This is a genomic window from Phreatobacter cathodiphilus, from assembly GCF_003008515.1.
Classification (GTDB): Bacteria; Pseudomonadota; Alphaproteobacteria; order Rhizobiales; family Phreatobacteraceae; genus Phreatobacter; species Phreatobacter cathodiphilus.
The window spans coordinates 706455-724124 of sequence record NZ_CP027668.1 but is presented as its reverse complement, the minus strand read 5'-3'; the positions used below and the strand labels follow the sequence as shown (position 1 = coordinate 724124).

Sequence of the window (17670 nt, the reverse complement as noted above, 5' to 3'; positions counted from 1 at the left end):
GATCCAGAAACCTCATTTTTCGTCAGGACGACATTCATGAACTGGATCACCGACGTTCTGCCCCCGAAGATCCGCTCGTTCCTCAAGCGGGACACGCCGGAGAACCTGTGGATCAAATGCCCGGAGACCGGGCAGATGGTCTTCCACAAGGATCTGGAGAGCAATCTCTTCGTCATCCCCGGCTCGGGCGTGCACATGAGGATGGGCTCCACCGCCCGCCTCCGCTCGATCTTCGACAACGGCACCTGGTTCGACGTGCAGCTCCCCGACGCGCCGCTCGACCCGCTGAAGTTCCGTGACGAGAAGCGCTACGTGGACCGGCTGAAGGACGCCCGCACCAAGACCGGCATGACCGATGCGATCAAGGTTGGCTACGGCAAGCTGGAAGGCCTCGCCGTCACCGTCGCCGTGCAGGACATGGACTTCATGGCGGGCTCCCTCGGCACCGCCGCGGGCGAGGCGATCGTCAAGGGCATGATGACGGCGGTCGAGAAGAAGACGCCCTTCATCATCTTCACCGCCTCGGGCGGCGCGCGCATGCAGGAGGGCATCCTGTCGCTCATGCAGATGCCGCGCACGACGGTTGCGGTGCAGGCGCTGCGCGATGCCAAGCTCCCCTATATCGTCGTGCTGACCAACCCCACGACCGGCGGCGTCACCGCGAGCTACGCGATGCTCGGCGACGTGCACATCGCCGAACCGGGCGCGCTGATCGGCTTCGCCGGGCCGCGCGTCATCGAGCAGACCATCCGCGAGAAGCTGCCCGAGGGATTCCAGCGCGCCGAATATCTGAAGGACCACGGCATGGTGGACATCGTCGTCCATCGCCACGACCTCCGGGCGACGCTGGCGCGGCTCTGCCGGGTGCTGACCAAGGCGCCGGTCGAGGCCGCCCAGGCTCCCGCCCCTGCGCCGACGCCGGCCGCCATCGCCTCCTGACGCGTCTCGCGGCGGGCGGCCGATGCCGCCCGGCACGTACCCGCCCACCGCCGTCCTGCCGGCAGACCACCGCCCCAAGTTGCCTCGCCATGACGGTTGCAGTCCCCATCGCCACCATTCTCGACCGGCTGGCGAAGCTCCACCCCAAGCTGATCGACCTGTCGCTCGACCGGATGACGGGGGCGCTGGAGCGGCTCGGCAACCCGCATCTCGCCCTGCCGCCGGTGATCCATGTCGCCGGCACCAACGGCAAGGGGTCGACCTCCGCCTTCGCCCGCGCCTTCCTGGAGGCCTCGGGCCGCACGGTCCACGTCTATACCTCGCCGCATCTGGTGACGTTCAACGAGCGCTACCGGCTGGGGGCGGCAGGGGGCGGGCGGCTGGTGGACGACGCGACGCTCGCCGACGTTCTCTTGGAGGTGGAGCGGGTCAACGAGGGCCAGGCGATCACGCAGTTCGAAATCACCACCATCGCCGGCCTGATGCTCTTCGCCCGCCACCCGGCCGATGCGGTGATCCTCGAGGTCGGCATGGGCGGGCGGTTCGACGCCACCAACGTGGTACCGCGGCCGGCGGTGAGCGTCATCACGCCGGTGTCGATGGACCATGCGGATTTCCTCGGCGACACCGTCGCCAAGATCGCCGGCGAGAAGGCGGGCATCCTCAAGCGCGGCCGCCCGGTGGTCGTCGCGCGGCAGACGCCCGAGGCCATGGCGGTGATCGAGACGGCGGCCGAGACGACGCGCTCGCGCCTGTTCGTCTCCGGCCTCGACTGGTTCGCCCGCTCCGAAAACGGCCGCTTCGTCTTCCAGGACGACGACGGCCTGATCGACGCGCCGCCGCCGCGGCTGGCCGGGGCCCATCAGTTCGAGAATGCCGGCACGGCGCTGATGGCGGTGAAGACCGCCGGCTTCTCCATGACGACGGCTGCGGTGGAGCGGGGCCTCCAGACGGTGGCCTGGCCCGGGCGGCTGCAGCGGCTGACGGGAAAGACCCTCGAGGCGCTGCCCACCGGCGCCGAGGTCTGGCTCGACGGCGGCCACAATCCCGGCGGCGGCGAGGTGCTGGCAAAGGCCGTCACCACCATGCAGGCGCGCCAGTCCAAGCCGCTGGTGATGATCGCCGGGATGATCTCGACCAAGGACCCGCGCGGCTTCCTCGACCATTTCAGGGCCCTCGCCCCGCGGGTTCTGGCGGTGCCCTTCGGCTATCCGGCGGCCCTTTCCGCCCCCGCCCTCGCCGAGGCGGCGCGGGCGGCGGGCCTCGACGCCACGGCCTGCGACAGCCTCGAAGCGGCGCTCGCCGCCGTGAAGAGCGAGCCCGGCCGCCTGCCGCCGCGCGTGCTCATCACCGGCAGTCTCTATCTTGCGGGCGAGGTGCTGGCGAAGGACGGCTGGGAGCCTTCCTGATCCCCTTCGGGAACCCGTCCGGCCGCCTTTCGTTGGTCATCCGACCCGAGGAGGACAGCCATGGACGATCCCGACCAGACCGCCCCCGTTCCGCGCGACGACGGACAGGTGCCGCCGCGGCCGCCGACACCCCGCGACAAGGACGAGATGAAGACCGGCAACCACCGCGCCGAACCGCCGGAGGCGGGAAAGGCGCTACCGGTCGAGGACCTCAACGCCTCCAACGACAAATAGGTCAGAACCGGCGCCGGAAGCTGAAGAGGTCGGCGTCGGGATCGCCGGTTCCCGCGATCTGCCCCCGCAGGATCTGCGCCGCCATCATCGAGAAGGTGATGCCGTTGCCGCCATAGCCGAGGACGGCGTAGCAGCCGGGCATGCGCGGCACCGGTCCGATCGAGGGCGTGCCAGTTTCGGAGGCGCCGAAGGAGCCGCACCAGGCGTAGTCGGCCTCGGTGTCGATGCCGGGGAGGACGGCCTCCAGCTTCGCCTGAATCGTCTTGATCTTGACCGGCAGCAGCGCGTCGCGGGTTTCCTCGTCCGCGAGGTCCTCGTCCTCGCCGCCGCAGATGATGCGCCCCTCGTGATCGGACCGCAGGTAGAGGTAGGGCTCCGACGCCTCCCAGACGAAGGGAAGGTCGGGCGAGAAGGCCCGCGGTTGCGGTCGGGTGGCGAGGCAGTAGGTCGAGACGACCCGGTGGACCTTGCGCGGCACCTTTCGCGGCAGTTCATAGCCCGTGGCGAAGACGAGAGTCGTGGCGCGCACCACCGGACCTTCCTCGGTCTCCACGGAGACGCCGCCCGCGGTCGCCTCCACCTGCGCCGCAGTCACCGGAGCGTAGAGCCTGGCGCCGCGCCCCAGCGCCGCACGGAGGAACCCGGCGGCGAGGCGGCGCGGATCGGCGGCGAGGTTGCCGTGGCCGAGGATCGCCGGCCGTCCCGCGATGCCGTAGCGCTCGCGCACCGCCGGGCCGGTCAGCAGCGAGACCTCGAACCCGGCCCTCCTACGCGCATCGGCCTCCAGCGCGAGCGCCTCGCGGTCGAGCAGGTCGCCGGCGAGATAGAGCGTGTCGCGATCGGCGAGGTCTGCGCTGATCCCGAGATGCACGGCGCGCTCCCGCAGTGCGCCGAGGGCCAGCTTGGAGCGCCGCCAGATGCGCTCCGCCCGGTCGAGCCCGATGCGGGCGGCGAGCTTGGTCAGCGGCGTGTCGATCTCGTATTGCAGCAGGGCGGTGGAGGCGGGCGTGGAGCCGAGCAGAGGCCCGCGGCGATCGAGGATGACGACGTCGAGCCCGGCATCGGTCAGCGCATCCGCCACCATCGCCCCGGAAATGCCGGCGCCGATCACGACCACGTCCGCCGTGAGGTCCCGGGTCAGTTCGAGGGTAGGAATGGCGGCGAGCGGTCGCGACATCCAGGGGGATCGGCCCGTGCGCAGGTCCCTGGCGACGGTGGCGGCCATTGGCAAACCTCGGAGTTCAGGGGAGACGATGGTGGCGACGAGATGCGCCCGTCAGCGAACAGGAATGCGCGAGGCCCGCTTTCGTTCCCTCCCCGGCTACCGCGGGGCGCGGCGGCTCGACGGGAGCGGCCGCGGCGAGCGGCAGGCCGGCCGGCGGCGGGGAGCCACAGGTCGGGAACGGCGGTGCAGCCGGCGGGCTCGCCACGGAAGCGGAATCCTGCTGTTCTCCGCCCATGACGCGAGAAGACGCACAGCGCCGGCCAAGGCGGCGCAGCCACCGGCGCGGGGGCGCCGCCCTGCTGCTCGCCGGCCTTCTCGCATCCTCGGGGCCGGCGGACGCCGAGACGGCGGCCTTCACCGCGGCGGATCGAGGCCGGCTCGACAGGCTGTGCCGCGCCACCGGCACGGCGCCTCCCTCCCCCGCGGCGCTGGCCGTCGCCGGGACGGCGGTGCGTGAGCATGAGGCCTTCGGCGGCCACGTTATCGCGCCGGGCGGGGCACTGGTCCGCTTCGGGGCGGTCGAAGCGGATGCGACGCGCGACGAGGCAGCCGGGCGCGGCGCTCCCTGGCGGCAGGTCATGCGCTACTGGGAGACGCTGGGGCCGTTGGGCGACGGGCCGCTGCAGGTCCGCCGCTTCCCACGCCTGGCGGAGGACGCGACGGCACCGGGCACGGGGGAACTGGTGCCGCTCGCCGAGATTCTCGCCCGCCTGCGCGGCACCAGCCTGCCCGAGGCCGAGCGCGAGGCGCTGGCGCAGGCGGCCTTTCGCGCCGCGGCTTCGGACATTCCCTGGTCCGCCGCCTTCGTGTCCCACGTGGTGGTGACCGCCGGCGTGTCGCGGCTGCGCTTCCAGGCGGCCATGGCCCATCTCGACTATGTCGCCGAAGCGGCGCGGCGCAGCCGCGACGAGGCGCAAGGGCTGTCGGCAGGCGCCTTCTACCGGGCCTGCGACCCGCGGCTGACGCCGCTGCGGCCGGGCGACCTCCTGTGCCTGCACCGCCACGACGGCCCCGGCGACTTCGCCGGCCTTGTACCGGCCCTGGCGGCGGGTGAGCGCCCGGTGTGGAACCTCCACTGCGACGTGGTGGTGGCGACGGATGCCCGCCGCCGGCTGGCGACGCTGGTCGGCGGCAACGTGCTGCAATCGGTGGCGCGGCGCGAGCTGAAGACCGACCGGCGAGGCATTCTGGCCCGGCCGCGGCGCGGCGGTGCCTGCCCTGCCGAGGGGCGGATCGGTCCCCTGTGCCATCCGGAAGCGGCGCCGTGGTTCGTGGTGCTGCAGGCGACCGATCCGGTCGACCCCTGAGCCCGCGCCTGCATTGAATGCAGGCCTGCCCACAAGATGGGCGCGACCTGCCGCCTCCGTTTCTGCTATTGTTGCACTGCAATAAGGAGTCGCGCCATGTCGGAGCACGTGCTGCGCCACCGGATCCACGAAGACGCCATCGCCCTCGTCTTGGGCACGCTCTTCGTCGCCCTCGGCATCGCCTTCTACGCCAAGTCCTCGCTGCTGACGGGGAGCACTGTGGGCATAGCCCTCCTGCTGAGCTACGCGACGCCGCTCAATTTCTCCGCCCTGTTCCTGCTGGTGAACCTGCCCTTCTTCGCCCTGTCACTGCTCAGGCTCGGCTGGGCCTTCACGGTCAAGACCCTGGCGGCGGTTCTTCTGGTCTCGGTCTTCTCACGACTGATGCCCTTCTGGCTGGAGATCGGCCATCTCAACCCCGTCTATGCCGCCATCGTCGGCGGCGGCCTGTTCGGCATCGGCCTCCTCATCCTGTTCCGCCACGGCATGAGCCTCGGCGGCGTCAGCATCCTCGCCTACTACCTGCAGGAGCGGCACGGCCTGCGTGCCGGCTATTTCCAGCTCGGGGTCGACATGCTGGTCATGCTGGCGGCGACCGCCGTCATCAGTTTCGACCTCGTGGCGCTGTCGGTGGCCGGGGTCACCGTCCTGTGCGCCATCGTCGGCATGAACCACCGCCCCGGGCGCTATGCCGGCGTGAGCTGACGAGGGCTCAATAGGCGTCGCGGCGGCGGATGAGCGCCACCGCAGCGAAGGCGCCGACCGCGCCGACGACCGACAACGCCACCATGGGCACGGGACTCATGGTCGTGCCCACCAGGGTGCCGGCGATCTGCGCCGCGATGGCGCCGAGCCCCATCTGAGCGAAGCCGACGATGCCGGAGGCGGAGCCCGCCGCCTCCGGCCGCACGCTGACCGCGCCGGCGATGGAACCGGGCAATTGCAGGCCGTTGGCGAAGGCGATCCCCGCCTGCGGCAGGAAGAGCCAGGCGGGATGGACCATCCAGCCCGCCAGGGCGATGGCGAACTGCACCAGCGCCATCATCACCATCATGGCGCTGCCCCAGCGGATCAGCCGGTCGGAGCCGAAGCGCGCGGCGTAGCGGCCGCAGATCGCGTTCCCCGCCATGTAGCCGCAGGCGTTCACCATGAACCACAGGCCATAGACGGTGGAGGACTGGCCCATGATCGTGACGGTGACGTGGGGGGCGCCGCCGACGAAGGAGAAGAAGGTGACGGAGGAGAGGGCGCCGATCAGAAGATAACCAACGAAAAAGCGGTTTCGGCAGAGCCCGCCGGCGTCCCGGAGGAGTTGCCCGAAGCTCGGCGAGGAAACGACGGCGCGGGTCTCCGGCAGGCGGACGACGGCGAGCGCCAGGGTGACGAGCGCGATGCAGGCCGTGGCGGCGAAGACCCAGCGCCAGCCGATCGTCTCCGTCATCAGTCCGCCGATGGAGGGGGAGACCATGGGCGCCACCACCATGGCCATGGTGACCCAGCCGATCATCGAGGCGGCACGGTCCTTGTCGAAGACGTCGCGGATGATGGCGCGGCCGATGACCTGGCCGGCGGAGGCGCCGAAGCTCTGCAGCACGCGGGCGACGATGAGCATGGCGGCGCTGGCGGCGAGCGCAGCGAAGAGGCTCATGGCGGCCGTGACGGCCAGCGCACCGATGATGACGGGACGGCGGCCGTAACGGTCGGACAGGGGCCCGAGGAAGAGCTGCGCCACGGCCATGCCGGCGAGATAGAGGGTGATGGTGAGCTGGATCGTACCGGGATCGGTTTCGAAATAGCGCGCCAGGCCCGGAACCGCCGGCAGGGGCAGGTTCAGCGCCATGGGTCCGATCGCGGCGAAGACGACGAGCAGCGGCACGAGGGCGCGCGGCGCGAGGCGGGGATCTGACATGAAGGGGATCTCAATCGTGGCCCCCGATGTCGCCCGGTTGGTCGGCCAGCGTCAACCCGCCGGAACGGAGGGGCGCCGGTCGCTGCCGGGAGGGCTGAAATCGCCGGCCCCCCCTGACGTTCGCGCGGCTGACGCCACGGGCGGTGGCGATATACAAGCGCAGATGGACCGGCCCTCGCCGGACGAGGAGACAAGCCGCGTGAACCCCGAGAGCCTGGACACCGACCGCCTCCGCCTCGCGCCCGTGGCCGAGACCGACTTCGCCGACCTCTGCCGTCTCACCGCCCACCCCGAGGTCGGCGGCAAGCTGAAACATGGCGTGCTGACCGAGGCCGAAACGCGCGCCCAGCTCGACACCTATCGGGCTACCTGGGACAGCCGTGGCTACGGCGTCTTCGTGATGCGGCGGCGGGAGGACGGCGCCTTCGTCGGCATCGTCGGGCTGTGGGACCACGACGAGGGCGTCGGCGTGGCGATGCGCTACGCGGTGATGCCCGAGCACCGCAGCCGGGGCTACACCAAGGAAGGCGCAATAGCCGTTCTCAAATTCGCGGAACAGCAGAACATTCATCCTGTCATGGCGGTGACGCGCGAAAACAATCTTGTCTCCAGGCAGATTCTGGTCGATCTGGGGTTCGCGCTGCGCGAGATCCGCGACACCGGTCACGCGCGCCTCGCCATCTTCGCGCTGGCCTCCGGGGGACCTGCATGACCGTCCAAGCCATGGCGATGCCGCGCCTGCTGATGCCGGGCTTCGTGCTGGCGGCGGGCGTCGGGGTGGCGGCCGTCCTCGCCGAGCCGCTGCTGGGCCAGGCGACCGGCGGCCGGCTGGCGCTTCCGGTCATGGTCATCGCCCTCGTCATCGGCATCGTACTGCATCCCCTTGCGGCACGGCCGGTCTTCGAGCCGGGGCTCACCTTCGCGGTGAAGAAGCTGCTGCGCTGGGCCATCGCGCTGCTGGGGCTGCGCATCGCCTTCGGCGACATCGTCGGCCTCGGCCTCGGCACGCTGGTGCTGGTGGTGGGGTCGATGGCGGCGACCATCGCCGGCGCCGTCTGGCTGGCGCGCCGCCTCGGCGTCGCCGACGGTTACGGCGCGCTCGCCGGCGCGGCGACGGCGGTCTGCGGCGCCTCGGCGACGCTCGCCACCACCACCGTCGTGCCGAACTATCCAGCCAAGGCCGCCGATACGGCCTTCACCGTGGTCGCTGCCAACGCCCTGTCGACGCTGGTCATGCTCGCCTATCCGCCGCTCGCCGTGGCGCTCGGCTTCGATGCGACGCAGACGGGTATCCTCCTCGGCGCCACCATCCACGACATGGCCCAGGTGGTGGGCGCCGGCTATGCCGTCTCGGAGCCGGTGGGCAACACCGCCGTCGTGGTGAAGCTGTTCCGGGTCTTCCTGCTGCTGCCGGTGGTCCTCGCCATCGGCTGGTGGTTCGCAAGGCGCGGCGGGGCGGCGGGCGAGGCGCGGGTGCCGGTGCCCGTCTTCGCGCTGGTCTTCCTCGCCCTGGTGGTGGTCAATTCGATCCTGCCGTCGGTGCCGGCGCTGGCGGCCCCCTATGCCGCGGTGAAGCCCTGGCTCGTCCAGCTCTCCAATGCCGGCCTGCTCATCGCCATCGCCGCGCTCGGCCTCGGCACGTCGCTCACCGCCATCCTGACCATCGGCTGGCGGCACGTGGCCGTCTTCCTCGGCGCCACGCTCGTCATCCTGGCGCTGGTGACGGCCGGCATTCTGGTGCTCTGACCGGGCGGCGAGGCGCGCGGCAGTTCCGCCGCCGCGGCTCTTGCCCGCCGCCGCGCCGCCGTCTAGGCCATTTGCGACAGGATTTCCGCTGATCCCGGCAAAGGACCATCCATGAGCGTCGCCAACGGCCGCAGCCTTCTCGCCATTCCCGGCCCGACCAACATTCCCGACCGCGTGCTGCAGGCCATGATGCGCCCGGCCGAGGAGATCTATTCGGGCCCGATGGTGGCACTCACCGACAGCCTGCTCGCGGACCTGAAGCGCGTCTTCGCCACCACGGCGCGCACCTACATCTACGCCGCCAACGGCCATGGCGGCTGGGAGGCGGCGATCTCCAACGTGCTGTCGCGCGGCGACAAGGTGCTCGTCCTCGCCAGCGGCCGCTTCGCGGTGGGCTGGGGCCAGATGGCCGCCTTCATGGGCGCCGACGTCGAGGTGCTCGAAGGCTCCTGGCGCGCCGCCATCGATCCGGCGACGGTCGAGGCGCGGCTCAGGCTCGACCGCGACCACGCGATCAAGGCCATCCTCATGGTCCAGGTCGACACGGCCTCGGGCGTCGCCAACGACGTGCAGGCCGTGCGCCGGGCCATCGACGCCGCCGGCCATCCCGCCCTGTTCATGGTGGACGGCGTCGCCTCGCTCGCCTGCATGAACTTCGAGATGGACGCCTGGGGCGTCGACGTCGCCATGTCGGCCTCGCAGAAGGGCCTGATGACCCCGCCCGGCCTCGCCTTCGTCGCCGCCAACGACAAGGCGCACAAGGCCCATGCGAAAGCCGACATGAAGACGCTCTACTGGGACTGGACCGCCCGCCAGGGGGCCGAGCATTACATGAAGTACTGCGGCACCCCGCCGGAGCACCTGCTCTTCGCGCTGCGCGCCGCCCTCGACATGATCATGGAGGAGGGCCTGCCTGCGGTGTGGAAGCGCCACGCCCTGCTCGCCGAGGCGACCCATGCGGCCATCGGCAAATGGGCGGAGGGGCAGGTCGTCTCCTGCAACATCATCGATCCCGCCCACCGGTCGCCCTCGGTGACGCCGGTCGTCGTCAACGGCGCCGATGCCGGAGCGATCTCGGCCTATGCCCAGCAGATCTGCGGCGTGACGCTGGGCTCGGCCATCGGCGACCTCGCCGGTCGCGCCTTCCGCATCGCCCATATGGGCCATGTCAACGCGCCCATGGTGCTCGGCACCCTCTCGGCGATCGAGATGGCGCTGCAGGCCCTCGACATCCCCCACGGCGAAGGCGGCGTCGCCGCGGCGGTCGCCTCCCTCGCCAAGGGCGCCGGCCTGCCATCCCGGCCTGCGGACAAGGGCGTGGCGGAGACGACCCTCGCCCTCGCCACCGCGCCGGCCTGAGCCGGCGCGGGCGTCGCGCCTCAGGCGACCTTCACCACCAGCTTGCCGAAGTTCTTGCCCTTGAGGAGGCCGATGAAGGCCTCCGGCGCCTTGTCGAGCCCCTCGACGACGTCCTCGCGATACTTGACCTTGCCCTCGGCGATCCAGCGGCTCATGTCAGTGAAGAACGCCTTGGACTGGTCGGCGAAGTCGCGGACGATGAAGCCGCGGAAGTTCAGGCGCTTCGTCAGCACGTCGCGCATCAAGAGCGGCAGGCGGTCCGGCCCGTCGGGCAGCGAGGTCGCATTGTACTGGGCGATGAGACCGCAGACCGGGATGCGGGCGAAGAAGTTGAGCAGCGGGAAGACCGCGTCGAAGACGTGGCCGCCGACATTCTCGAAATAGACGTCGATGCCGTCCGGGCAGGCCGCCTTGAGGTCGGCCGCGAAGGTCGGCGAGCGATGGTCGAGGGCGACGTCGAAGCCGAACTCCTCGGTGAGGGCCCGGACCTTGTCGGCGCCGCCGGCGATGCCCACCGCGCGGGCGCCCTTGATCTTGGCGATCTGGCCGACGGCCGAGCCGACCGGGCCGGTGGCCGCGGCGACGACGACGGTCTCCCCCGGCTTCGGCTGGCCGATGGTGAGGAGGCCGGTATAGGCGGTCATGCCGGGCATGCCGAGCACACCGACGGCGGTGGAGATCGGAGCCGCGGTGGGGTCCACCTTGCGCAGGTCCTTGGCATCGGCGACGGCGTGGCTCTGCCAGCCGGAATGGGACAGGACGATGTCGCCGGGGCGGAAGCGGTCGCTGTTCGAGGCGACGACCTCGGCCACCGTGCCGCCTTCCATGACGCCGCCGACCGGCACCGGCGCGGCATAGGACTTGGCGTCGTTCATGCGTCCGCGCATATAGGGGTCGAGCGAGAGATAGCGGATCTTCAGCAGGACCTGGTCGGGCCCCGGCTCCGCCAGCGCCGTCTCGGCGATGGAGAAATTGGCGGCGGTCGGCTCGCCGTGCGGGCGGCTGGCGAGCAGGATCTGGCGGCTGGTCGTCGGCATGGATGGACCTCCTCGGTCGCGCCCATCGGCGGCGCGGATGCGCGGGGCCGTCGGCGCCTCGCGGTCATCAGTAGTCGGCGGCGGGAGCCTCGGCAATCGGCCGCACGGTCGAGACGCCCGTACCGGACCCCGCCACGGCGTCGTGTGGCAAACCACCGCGGGCGGGCCCGGCCTGCGCCGCACGCGGGACATGCTCCCCCGGCTGTTCTACTGCTTGGAATAATTTTGCCGAATTCAACAGGTTCAAAAGAAGAATTGCGTAAGACTTGGCACTATTCATCGCCCCCATAGACCTATTTTTTGCAACCGGGCTTGACGAATGCGGAAACCTGCCCCATCCTTGGATCACCATCGTCGTGACTGCGCTGCGCCGCCTTTGTGAGTAACCAGGCGTCGACAACCGGAGATCCGGTGCGACAATTTCGTCTGGGCCGCCCGGCGCGCGGTTCGTGACTTTGACCTGGAGGACGCGACAGCGCGTTTCCGGTAGGCTTGAAAGACTTTTTTTCTTGAACAATCGAACTTTTGCGGACCTCGGCCTCGCCGAGCCCCTCCTGCGTTCCCTGCACGAAGCCGGCTACGCCACCCCGACGCCCATCCAGGCCAAGGCCATCCCGCACCTGCTGGACGATCACGACCTGATCGGCATCGCCCAGACCGGAACCGGCAAAACGGCGGCCTTCGCGCTGCCGATCCTGCAGCACCTGTCGGAAGACCTGGTGCGGCCGCCGGCCAAGGGCGTGCGCGCCCTCGTCCTCGCCCCGACGCGCGAACTCGCCCTGCAGATCTCCGAGAGCGTCGCCCGTCTGTCGAAGAACCTGAAGCTGCGCCACACCGTCATCTTCGGCGGCGTCGGCCAGAAGCCGCAGGCCGATGCGCTGGCCCGCGGGATCGATATCCTCGTCGCCACCCCCGGCCGCCTCATCGACCTGATGAACCAGGGCCTGGTGCGCCTCGACACGGTGACCCACCTCGTCCTCGACGAGGCGGACCGCATGCTCGACATGGGCTTCATCCGCGACGTGAAGAAGATCATCGCCAAGCTGCCGGACCAGCGGCAGTCCATGCTGTTCTCCGCGACCATGCCGACCGAGGTCGCCAAGCTCGCCCGCGACATGCTGTGGGAGCCGATGCGCGTCGAGGTGACGCCCGAGACCGTCACGGTGGAGGCGATCGAGCAGCACGTCTATCACGTCGGCACCGCTGACAAGCGCAGTCTGCTCGAGAAGCTCCTGACCGACCCGGCCCTCGCCCGCGTCGTCGTCTTCACCCGCACCAAGCACGGCGCCAACCGGCTCGCCGGCCAGCTCCTGAAGTCGGGTTTCTCGGCCGACGCCATCCACGGCAACAAGAGCCAGAACGCCCGCCAGCGGGCCCTCGCCGCCTTCAAGGCCGGCGAGTGCCGCATCCTGGTGGCGACCGACCTCTTCGCCCGCGGCATCGACGTGGCCGAGGTGACGCACGTCATCAACTTCGACCTGCCGAACGAGCCGGAGAGCTACGTCCACCGCATCGGCCGCACCGGCCGGGCTGGCCGGACGGGCATCGCCCTCGCCTTCTGCGACCCCAGCGAGCGCGGCCATCTCGCCGCCATCGAAAAGCTGACCCGCGTGCGCCTCGCCGTCGCCGGGTCTCCCATCCAGGCCTCGGCACGTGGCGATACCCGCCCGCCGCCGGCGCCTGCCAGGCGTCCGCAGCCCCGGCGACGGGCTGCCTGACAAATCCCTCCACCGCCAAACATCGAGGAGCATTCCATGGCGACCGGGACCGTTAAGTGGTTCAACCCCCAGAAGGGCTACGGCTTCATCCAGCCGTCCGACGGCGGAAAGGACGTTTTCGTCCACATCTCCGCCGTGCAGCGCGCCGGTCTGAACGACCTGCGTGAGGGCGAGCAGGTGTCGTATGAGCTGGCCACCGACCGCCGCACCGGCAAGCAGTCGGCCGATCAGCTGAAGCTGGCCTGATTTCGCCGAAGGCGACGAGGCTGGCCCCGCGGTCCGGCCTTGATGGACGTCAATCGTGGTGCCGTCCGCGGCGCCGCGCAGCCTTTTTCTAATGCACCGTAGCGGTCGCGCTCGCCAGTCCGGCGCCGACCTGGTCCAGGACGACGATCTCGGGATCCTCGCCCTCGGGCGCAGGCGACACCGACAGGACGAGAACGCCCGGCCGCCGCGACGAGACGAATTTTGCCACGGCCTGCGCCTGCGGATAGGTGTCGAGGTAGTGGATGTCTTCCGCCACCATGCGCGACCCCTTCTGGACGAAGGACACGACGGCATAGCGCGTTGCGTCCCCGCTGCGGCTCATTCCGTCGTCATTGGTGTCGGCGGATGGGGCCATGACCCGTCCCTGCTGGTGATTCGCCATGATCGCATACCCGGCCCGGATGGGGATCGGGCTTTGCCCCCACGTGTTTCCGCTTAAGGGAAAGTACCGCGGGCAGCCCTCCACGGACGGGCGGCCGTCCGCGGGGCTGACTGTCAGACGCGTGAGCGGAGCGGAGGTTCCCCGCCACCGGCTGGTCACATGGCGTGGCGCTGCTTCCACTCGCGCATCGCCGCGGCATCGCGCGGCGTGATGTCGGGGAAATCGGGATCGGCGGTGGCGGGTTCGAAATATTTCCACGACCGGGCGCATTTGACGCCGCCCGCCTTGGCGGGGACGACGGCCACGCCCCTGATGTCCTCGGCCCGGAAGGCCTCGCCAGGCCCCTCGCCCGCGACGATGCGGATGCCGGAGGTGATGGCGACCTCGGCGAGGTCGACGCCTTCCAGGGCCGCCAGCAGGTCCGGCTCGGCGATGTGCACGACGGGGGCGGCCTCCAGTGACGAGCCGAGCCGCTTGGCGGCGCGCTCCACTTCCAGGGCGCCGGTGACGGCGCGGCGCACGCGCCGGACCTTCTCCCACTTCTCTTCGAGTGCGGTATCGCGCCAAGCGGCGTCGGCTTCGTAAAAGCCGGCGAGATGGACCGAGCCGTCGCGGCCGTAGCGGTCCCACCAGGCCTCTTCCGCCGTGAAGGAGAGAATGGGCGCCAGCCAGGTCGTGACCGCGCGGAAGATCTCCTCGATCACCGCCAGCGTCGCCTTGCGCTCGGGCGACGAGACGGGGTCGCAGTAGAGGCGGTCCTTGCGGATGTCGAAATAGAAGGCGGAGAGGTCGACGTTCATGAACTGGGTCAGGAGCGCGAAGACCTTCTTGTAGTCGTATGCGGCGTAGGCCTCGTGGATCTGCGGCGACAGGTCGGCGAGCCGGTGCAGCATCAGCCGCTCGAGCTCCGGCAGGGCTACGGCCGCCGGCAGGGCCGACCCGTCGTGATGGGCGAGCGCGCCGAGCATCCAGCGGATGGTGTTGCGCAGCTTGCGATAGGCGTCCGACGTCGTCTGCAGGATCTCCTTGCCGATCCTCAGGTCGTCCGAATAGTCGGAGGCGGCCACCCACAGGCGCAGGATGTCGGCGCCGGACTGCTTGATGACGTCCTGCGGGGCGACCGTGTTGCCGAGCGACTTCGACATCTTGCGGCCCTCGCCGTCGAGCACGAAGCCGTGGGTCAGCACCACGTCATAGGGAGCCCGGCCGCGCGTGCCGCAGCTCTCCAGCAGGGAGGAATGGAACCAGCCGCGGTGCTGGTCGGAGCCCTCCAGATACATGACGGTGTCGGCGCCGCCGTCGACCTTGCGCTTCAGGCCCTCGAAATTCGGGAAGTCCTGCGGGCTCTCCAGGGTGAAGGCGTGGGTGGAGCCGGAATCGAACCAGACGTCGAGGACGTCGTCGACCTTGTCCCAGTCCGCGGCGTCGTATTGCGGACCGAGGAAGCGCTCCTTCGCCCCCGCCTTGAACCAGGCGTCGGCGCCCTCCTGACGGAAGGCCTCGGCGATGCGCAGGTTGACGGCCTCGTCCTTGAGGATCTCGCCGCTGTCGCGGTGGACGAAGACGGCGATGGGCACGCCCCAGGCGCGCTGGCGCGAGACCACCCAGTCCGGCCGGTTCTCGATCATGCCGCGGATGCGGTTTTCACCCGATTCCGGCACCCACTGGGTCTCGCCGATGGCCTTCAGCGCCCGCTGGCGGAGCGTCGTGCCGTCCGCATAGGGCTTGTCCATGGCGATGAACCACTGGGGCGTGTTGCGGAAAATGACCGGCTTCTTGGAGCGCCAGGAATGGGGATACTGGTGCTTCAGGCGACCGCGCGCGACGAGGTTGCCGGCCGCCGACAGGGCCTCGATGACGGCCGGGTTGGCGTCGCCCTTGTCGCCCTTGTCGGTGATGACCTGACGGCCCTCGAAGCCCGGCGCTTCCGCGGTGAAGCGGCCGTCGCCGTCGACGGTGTAGGGGATGCGGGTCTCGATGCCGCGCTCGGCGAGGATGCGGCCGTTGGCCATCCAGATGTCGAAGTCCTCGCGGCCGTGGCCGGGCGCGGTGTGGACGAAGCCGGTACCGGCGTCATCCGTCACGTGGTCGCCGTCGAGCAGGGGCACTTCGAAACCGTAGCCGAGATTGGCGAGCGGATGGGCGCAGGTGATGCCGGCGAGTTCCTCCGCCGAGACGTCGGCGACGAGTTCGAAGCCCTCGACCTTGGCCTGCTTGAAGACGCTTTCGGCCAGGGACTTCGCGAGCAGGTAGGTGTTGCCGACGCGCGCCCAGTTGTCCGCCGGCGCCGCCATGACGCGGTAGAGGCCGTAGGCGATGCGGCTGGAATAGGAGATCGCCCGGTTGCCGGGGATGGTCCAGGGCGTCGTGGTCCAGATGACGACGGAGGAGTGGCGGAGCAGCGCGAGCTTATCTGCGACGGCGCGCGCATCTGCACCGATCGATCCGACCTGGCGTACCGGGAAGGCCGCCCAGATCATGTCGCTCTGGTAGTCGTGATACTCGACCTCGGCTTCGGCCAGCGCGGTCTTTTCCACCACCGACCACATGACCGGCTTGGACCCGCGGTAGAGCTGGCCGGAGGCGGCGAACTTCAGGATCTCCTCGGCGATCTGCGCCTCGGCGTGGAAGGTCATGGTCTGGTAGGGGTTGGCCCAGTCGCCGACGACGCCGAGCCGCTTGAACTCCTCGCGCTGGACGGTCAGCCAGTGGGTGGCGAAGGCCCGGCATTCCTGGCGGAACTCGACGACCGGCACCTCGTCCTTGTTCTTGCCCTTGGAACGGTACTCCTCCTCGATCTTCCACTCGATCGGCAGGCCGTGGCAGTCCCAGCCCGGCACGTAGTCGCTGTCGAAGCCCAGCATCTGCTGCGACTTCGTCACCATGTCCTTGAGGATCTTGTTGAGCGCGTGGCCGATGTGGAGATGGCCGTTGGCGTAGGGCGGGCCGTCGTGCAGCACGAAGCGGTGGCGGCCGCGGGCGGCGCGGCGCAGGCGCCCGTAGAGGTCCATCTCCTCCCAGGCCTTGAGGATCTGCGGCTCCTTCTCCGGCAGGCCGGCGCGCATCGGAAAGGGCGTCTCGGGCAGCAGCAGGGTCTTGGAGTAATCGAAGGTCTCGGACGCTGCGTCAGCGGAGGTCTTGGACGTGTCGGACATGGGGTGATCGGCCGGGAATGGCGGCGGCAGGCCGCAGGTATCGGATCGGGTGAGAGCTGGAACCCCGGACCTCCGGACACACGCGCGAGGGCCGCGCGGCCTTCAGGAGGCCGGGCCGGTAATTCGCGAAGCGGAGCGGGCGGCGATGCGCATGGCCGTCTCTTAAGGGGAAGGCGGGCTGAAAGGCAAGGGCGGAGCGGCCTCAGCGGCCGGAGAGCACCCCCGCAAAGCCCTCCAGCCGCTCCCTCACCGGCGCCAGGCGCACGGCGGGCAGGATGGTGCGGGTCACCTCGACGATGGCCTGCCGCTCGGCCGGCTCCAGCCCGGCGGCATAGCGCGGCGCGGAGTCGCTCAGGGCGCGGGCGAGCGCGTCCGCATGGACGGACGAGAGGCTCGCATCACCCAGCATCATCAGGGTCCCCCGGATGACCTGTGTCGCGCCGAGGCGCAGGCGGTTCCAGCCATCCCGGCGGACCTGGTTCATCTGGTCGGCGGGAAGGGAACCCATGAAGGCGGTGGCCGCCTCCAGCGTCGCGCCGGAACAGCGCACCGAGAAGGCGAAGCCGGACATGATTTCATCGCCGTAGGTCTGCAAGTTCGCTGCGGCATCCGGGGCACCCGTTCCACGCGGATTGAACAGAAAATAGGACCTCAGGACCTGGCTTCCCGCCTCGCAGTAGGGCATCAGCACCGGCAGGTCCGCTTCGCTGGCGCGGCGGGCGGGATCGAGGGGCCTCACGTCCCAGATCGTGGCCAGCGCCTGGCGCACGGCCGGGTCGGTGATGCGCGGCATCTGGCCGGCGGGCCTGACCGCCTGCGCCAGCCCTTCGAAACGGGCGAGGGCCTCGCGCGCGGCGGCACCGTCGATCGCCAGGGCCCCTTGCTGGGCGGAGGCGCCGACCGCCGACAACAACGGCGCCAGCATGAGAACCGCCGCAGCGGCGATAGCCTGAAACGGTCGTGCCATAGCGAGAGCGCTCCTG

The 17670-nt window shown here is 70.1% G+C and carries 16 protein-coding genes; 10 read left to right on the top strand and 6 right to left on the bottom strand.

The annotated features are described in order from the left end of the window. Positions 1 to 36 precede the first annotated feature (36 nt). The 3 genes from accD (at position 37) to C6569_RS21870 (ending at position 2582) form a co-directional block, all read left to right on the top strand. Complete coding sequence (gene accD / locus C6569_RS03570) at positions 37 to 939, top strand: acetyl-CoA carboxylase, carboxyltransferase subunit beta (RefSeq protein WP_106747551.1); 903 nt, start codon at positions 37 to 39, stop codon at positions 937 to 939. Positions 940 to 1028: 89 nt separating this feature from the next. Continuing rightward, a complete protein-coding gene (locus C6569_RS03565) occupies positions 1029 to 2348 on the top strand; it encodes a bifunctional folylpolyglutamate synthase/dihydrofolate synthase (protein ID WP_106747550.1) in 1320 nt (439 codons plus the stop codon). Between the two features lie 60 nt (positions 2349 to 2408). Continuing rightward, the gene (locus tag C6569_RS21870) at positions 2409 to 2582 is read left to right on the top strand and encodes a hypothetical protein (RefSeq protein ID WP_181313896.1); all 174 of its coding nucleotides are present in this window, start codon (positions 2409 to 2411) and stop codon (positions 2580 to 2582) included. 1 nt (position 2583) lies between these two features. On the opposite strand, the gene C6569_RS03560 is transcribed toward C6569_RS21870, so the two are convergent. Then, a complete protein-coding gene (locus tag C6569_RS03560; RefSeq protein WP_106747549.1) occupies positions 2584 to 3807 on the bottom strand; it encodes an NAD(P)/FAD-dependent oxidoreductase in 1224 nt (407 codons plus the stop codon). A gap of 233 nt (positions 3808 to 4040) precedes the next feature. On the opposite strand from C6569_RS03560, the gene C6569_RS03555 reads away from it, so the two are divergent. Both C6569_RS03555 and C6569_RS03550 read left to right on the top strand, forming a co-directional pair. Beyond that, positions 4041 to 5114 carry a DUF2272 domain-containing protein gene (locus tag C6569_RS03555; RefSeq protein WP_106747548.1) on the top strand — a complete coding sequence of 358 codons (1074 nt, stop codon included), beginning with the start codon at positions 4041 to 4043 and terminating at the stop codon, positions 5112 to 5114. A 96-nt stretch (positions 5115 to 5210) separates the two neighbouring features. Further along, a complete protein-coding gene (locus C6569_RS03550; RefSeq protein WP_106747547.1) occupies positions 5211 to 5819 on the top strand; it encodes a YitT family protein in 609 nt (202 codons plus the stop codon). Between the two features lie 7 nt (positions 5820 to 5826). Here the strand turns inward: C6569_RS03550 and C6569_RS03545 are convergent, their stop codons facing one another. Continuing rightward, positions 5827 to 7023 carry a multidrug effflux MFS transporter gene (locus C6569_RS03545; protein ID WP_106747546.1) on the bottom strand — a complete coding sequence of 399 codons (1197 nt, stop codon included), beginning with the start codon at positions 7021 to 7023 and terminating at the stop codon, positions 5827 to 5829. On the opposite strand from C6569_RS03545, the gene C6569_RS03540 reads away from it, so the two are divergent. From C6569_RS03540 to C6569_RS03530, 3 genes are all read left to right on the top strand, one after another. Beyond that, complete coding sequence (locus C6569_RS03540; protein WP_181313895.1) at positions 7022 to 7735, top strand: GNAT family N-acetyltransferase; 714 nt, start codon at positions 7022 to 7024, stop codon at positions 7733 to 7735. The genes C6569_RS03545 and C6569_RS03540 overlap by 2 nt on opposite strands. Continuing rightward, complete coding sequence (locus C6569_RS03535; protein WP_245898220.1) at positions 7732 to 8769, top strand: YeiH family protein; 1038 nt, start codon at positions 7732 to 7734, stop codon at positions 8767 to 8769. Before C6569_RS03540 ends, C6569_RS03535 begins: the two co-directional genes overlap by 4 nt. 111 nt (positions 8770 to 8880) lie before the next feature. Beyond that, positions 8881 to 10128 (top strand): pyridoxal-phosphate-dependent aminotransferase family protein, encoded by a 1248-nt coding sequence (locus C6569_RS03530; protein WP_106747543.1) that lies wholly within the window; start codon positions 8881 to 8883, stop codon positions 10126 to 10128. Between the two features lie 20 nt (positions 10129 to 10148). Here the strand turns inward: C6569_RS03530 and C6569_RS03525 are convergent, their stop codons facing one another. Then, positions 10149 to 11165 carry an NADP-dependent oxidoreductase gene (locus C6569_RS03525; protein ID WP_106747542.1) on the bottom strand — a complete coding sequence of 339 codons (1017 nt, stop codon included), beginning with the start codon at positions 11163 to 11165 and terminating at the stop codon, positions 10149 to 10151. Between the two features lie 509 nt (positions 11166 to 11674). On the opposite strand from C6569_RS03525, the gene C6569_RS03520 reads away from it, so the two are divergent. Next, positions 11675 to 12883, top strand: a complete 1209-nt coding sequence (locus tag C6569_RS03520) for a DEAD/DEAH box helicase (RefSeq protein ID WP_106747541.1) — start codon at positions 11675 to 11677, stop codon at positions 12881 to 12883. Positions 12884 to 12919: 36 nt separating this feature from the next. Continuing rightward, positions 12920 to 13129 (top strand): cold-shock protein, encoded by a 210-nt coding sequence (locus tag C6569_RS03515; RefSeq protein ID WP_106747540.1) that lies wholly within the window; start codon positions 12920 to 12922, stop codon positions 13127 to 13129. A gap of 88 nt (positions 13130 to 13217) precedes the next feature. Here the strand turns inward: C6569_RS03515 and C6569_RS03510 are convergent, their stop codons facing one another. The 3 genes from C6569_RS03510 to C6569_RS03500 form a co-directional block, all read right to left on the bottom strand. Then, the gene (locus C6569_RS03510; RefSeq protein WP_106747539.1) at positions 13218 to 13472 is read right to left on the bottom strand and encodes a hypothetical protein; all 255 of its coding nucleotides are present in this window, start codon (positions 13470 to 13472) and stop codon (positions 13218 to 13220) included. A 215-nt stretch (positions 13473 to 13687) separates the two neighbouring features. Further along, positions 13688 to 16687 carry an isoleucine--tRNA ligase gene (gene ileS / locus C6569_RS03505; protein ID WP_106747538.1) on the bottom strand — a complete coding sequence of 1000 codons (3000 nt, stop codon included), beginning with the start codon at positions 16685 to 16687 and terminating at the stop codon, positions 13688 to 13690. Between the two features lie 202 nt (positions 16688 to 16889). Then, positions 16890 to 17654: a hypothetical protein gene (locus tag C6569_RS03500; protein ID WP_146144723.1), complete on the bottom strand. Its 765-nt coding sequence runs from the start codon at positions 17652 to 17654 to the stop codon at positions 16890 to 16892. Between the last annotated feature and the right edge of the window lie 16 nt (positions 17655 to 17670).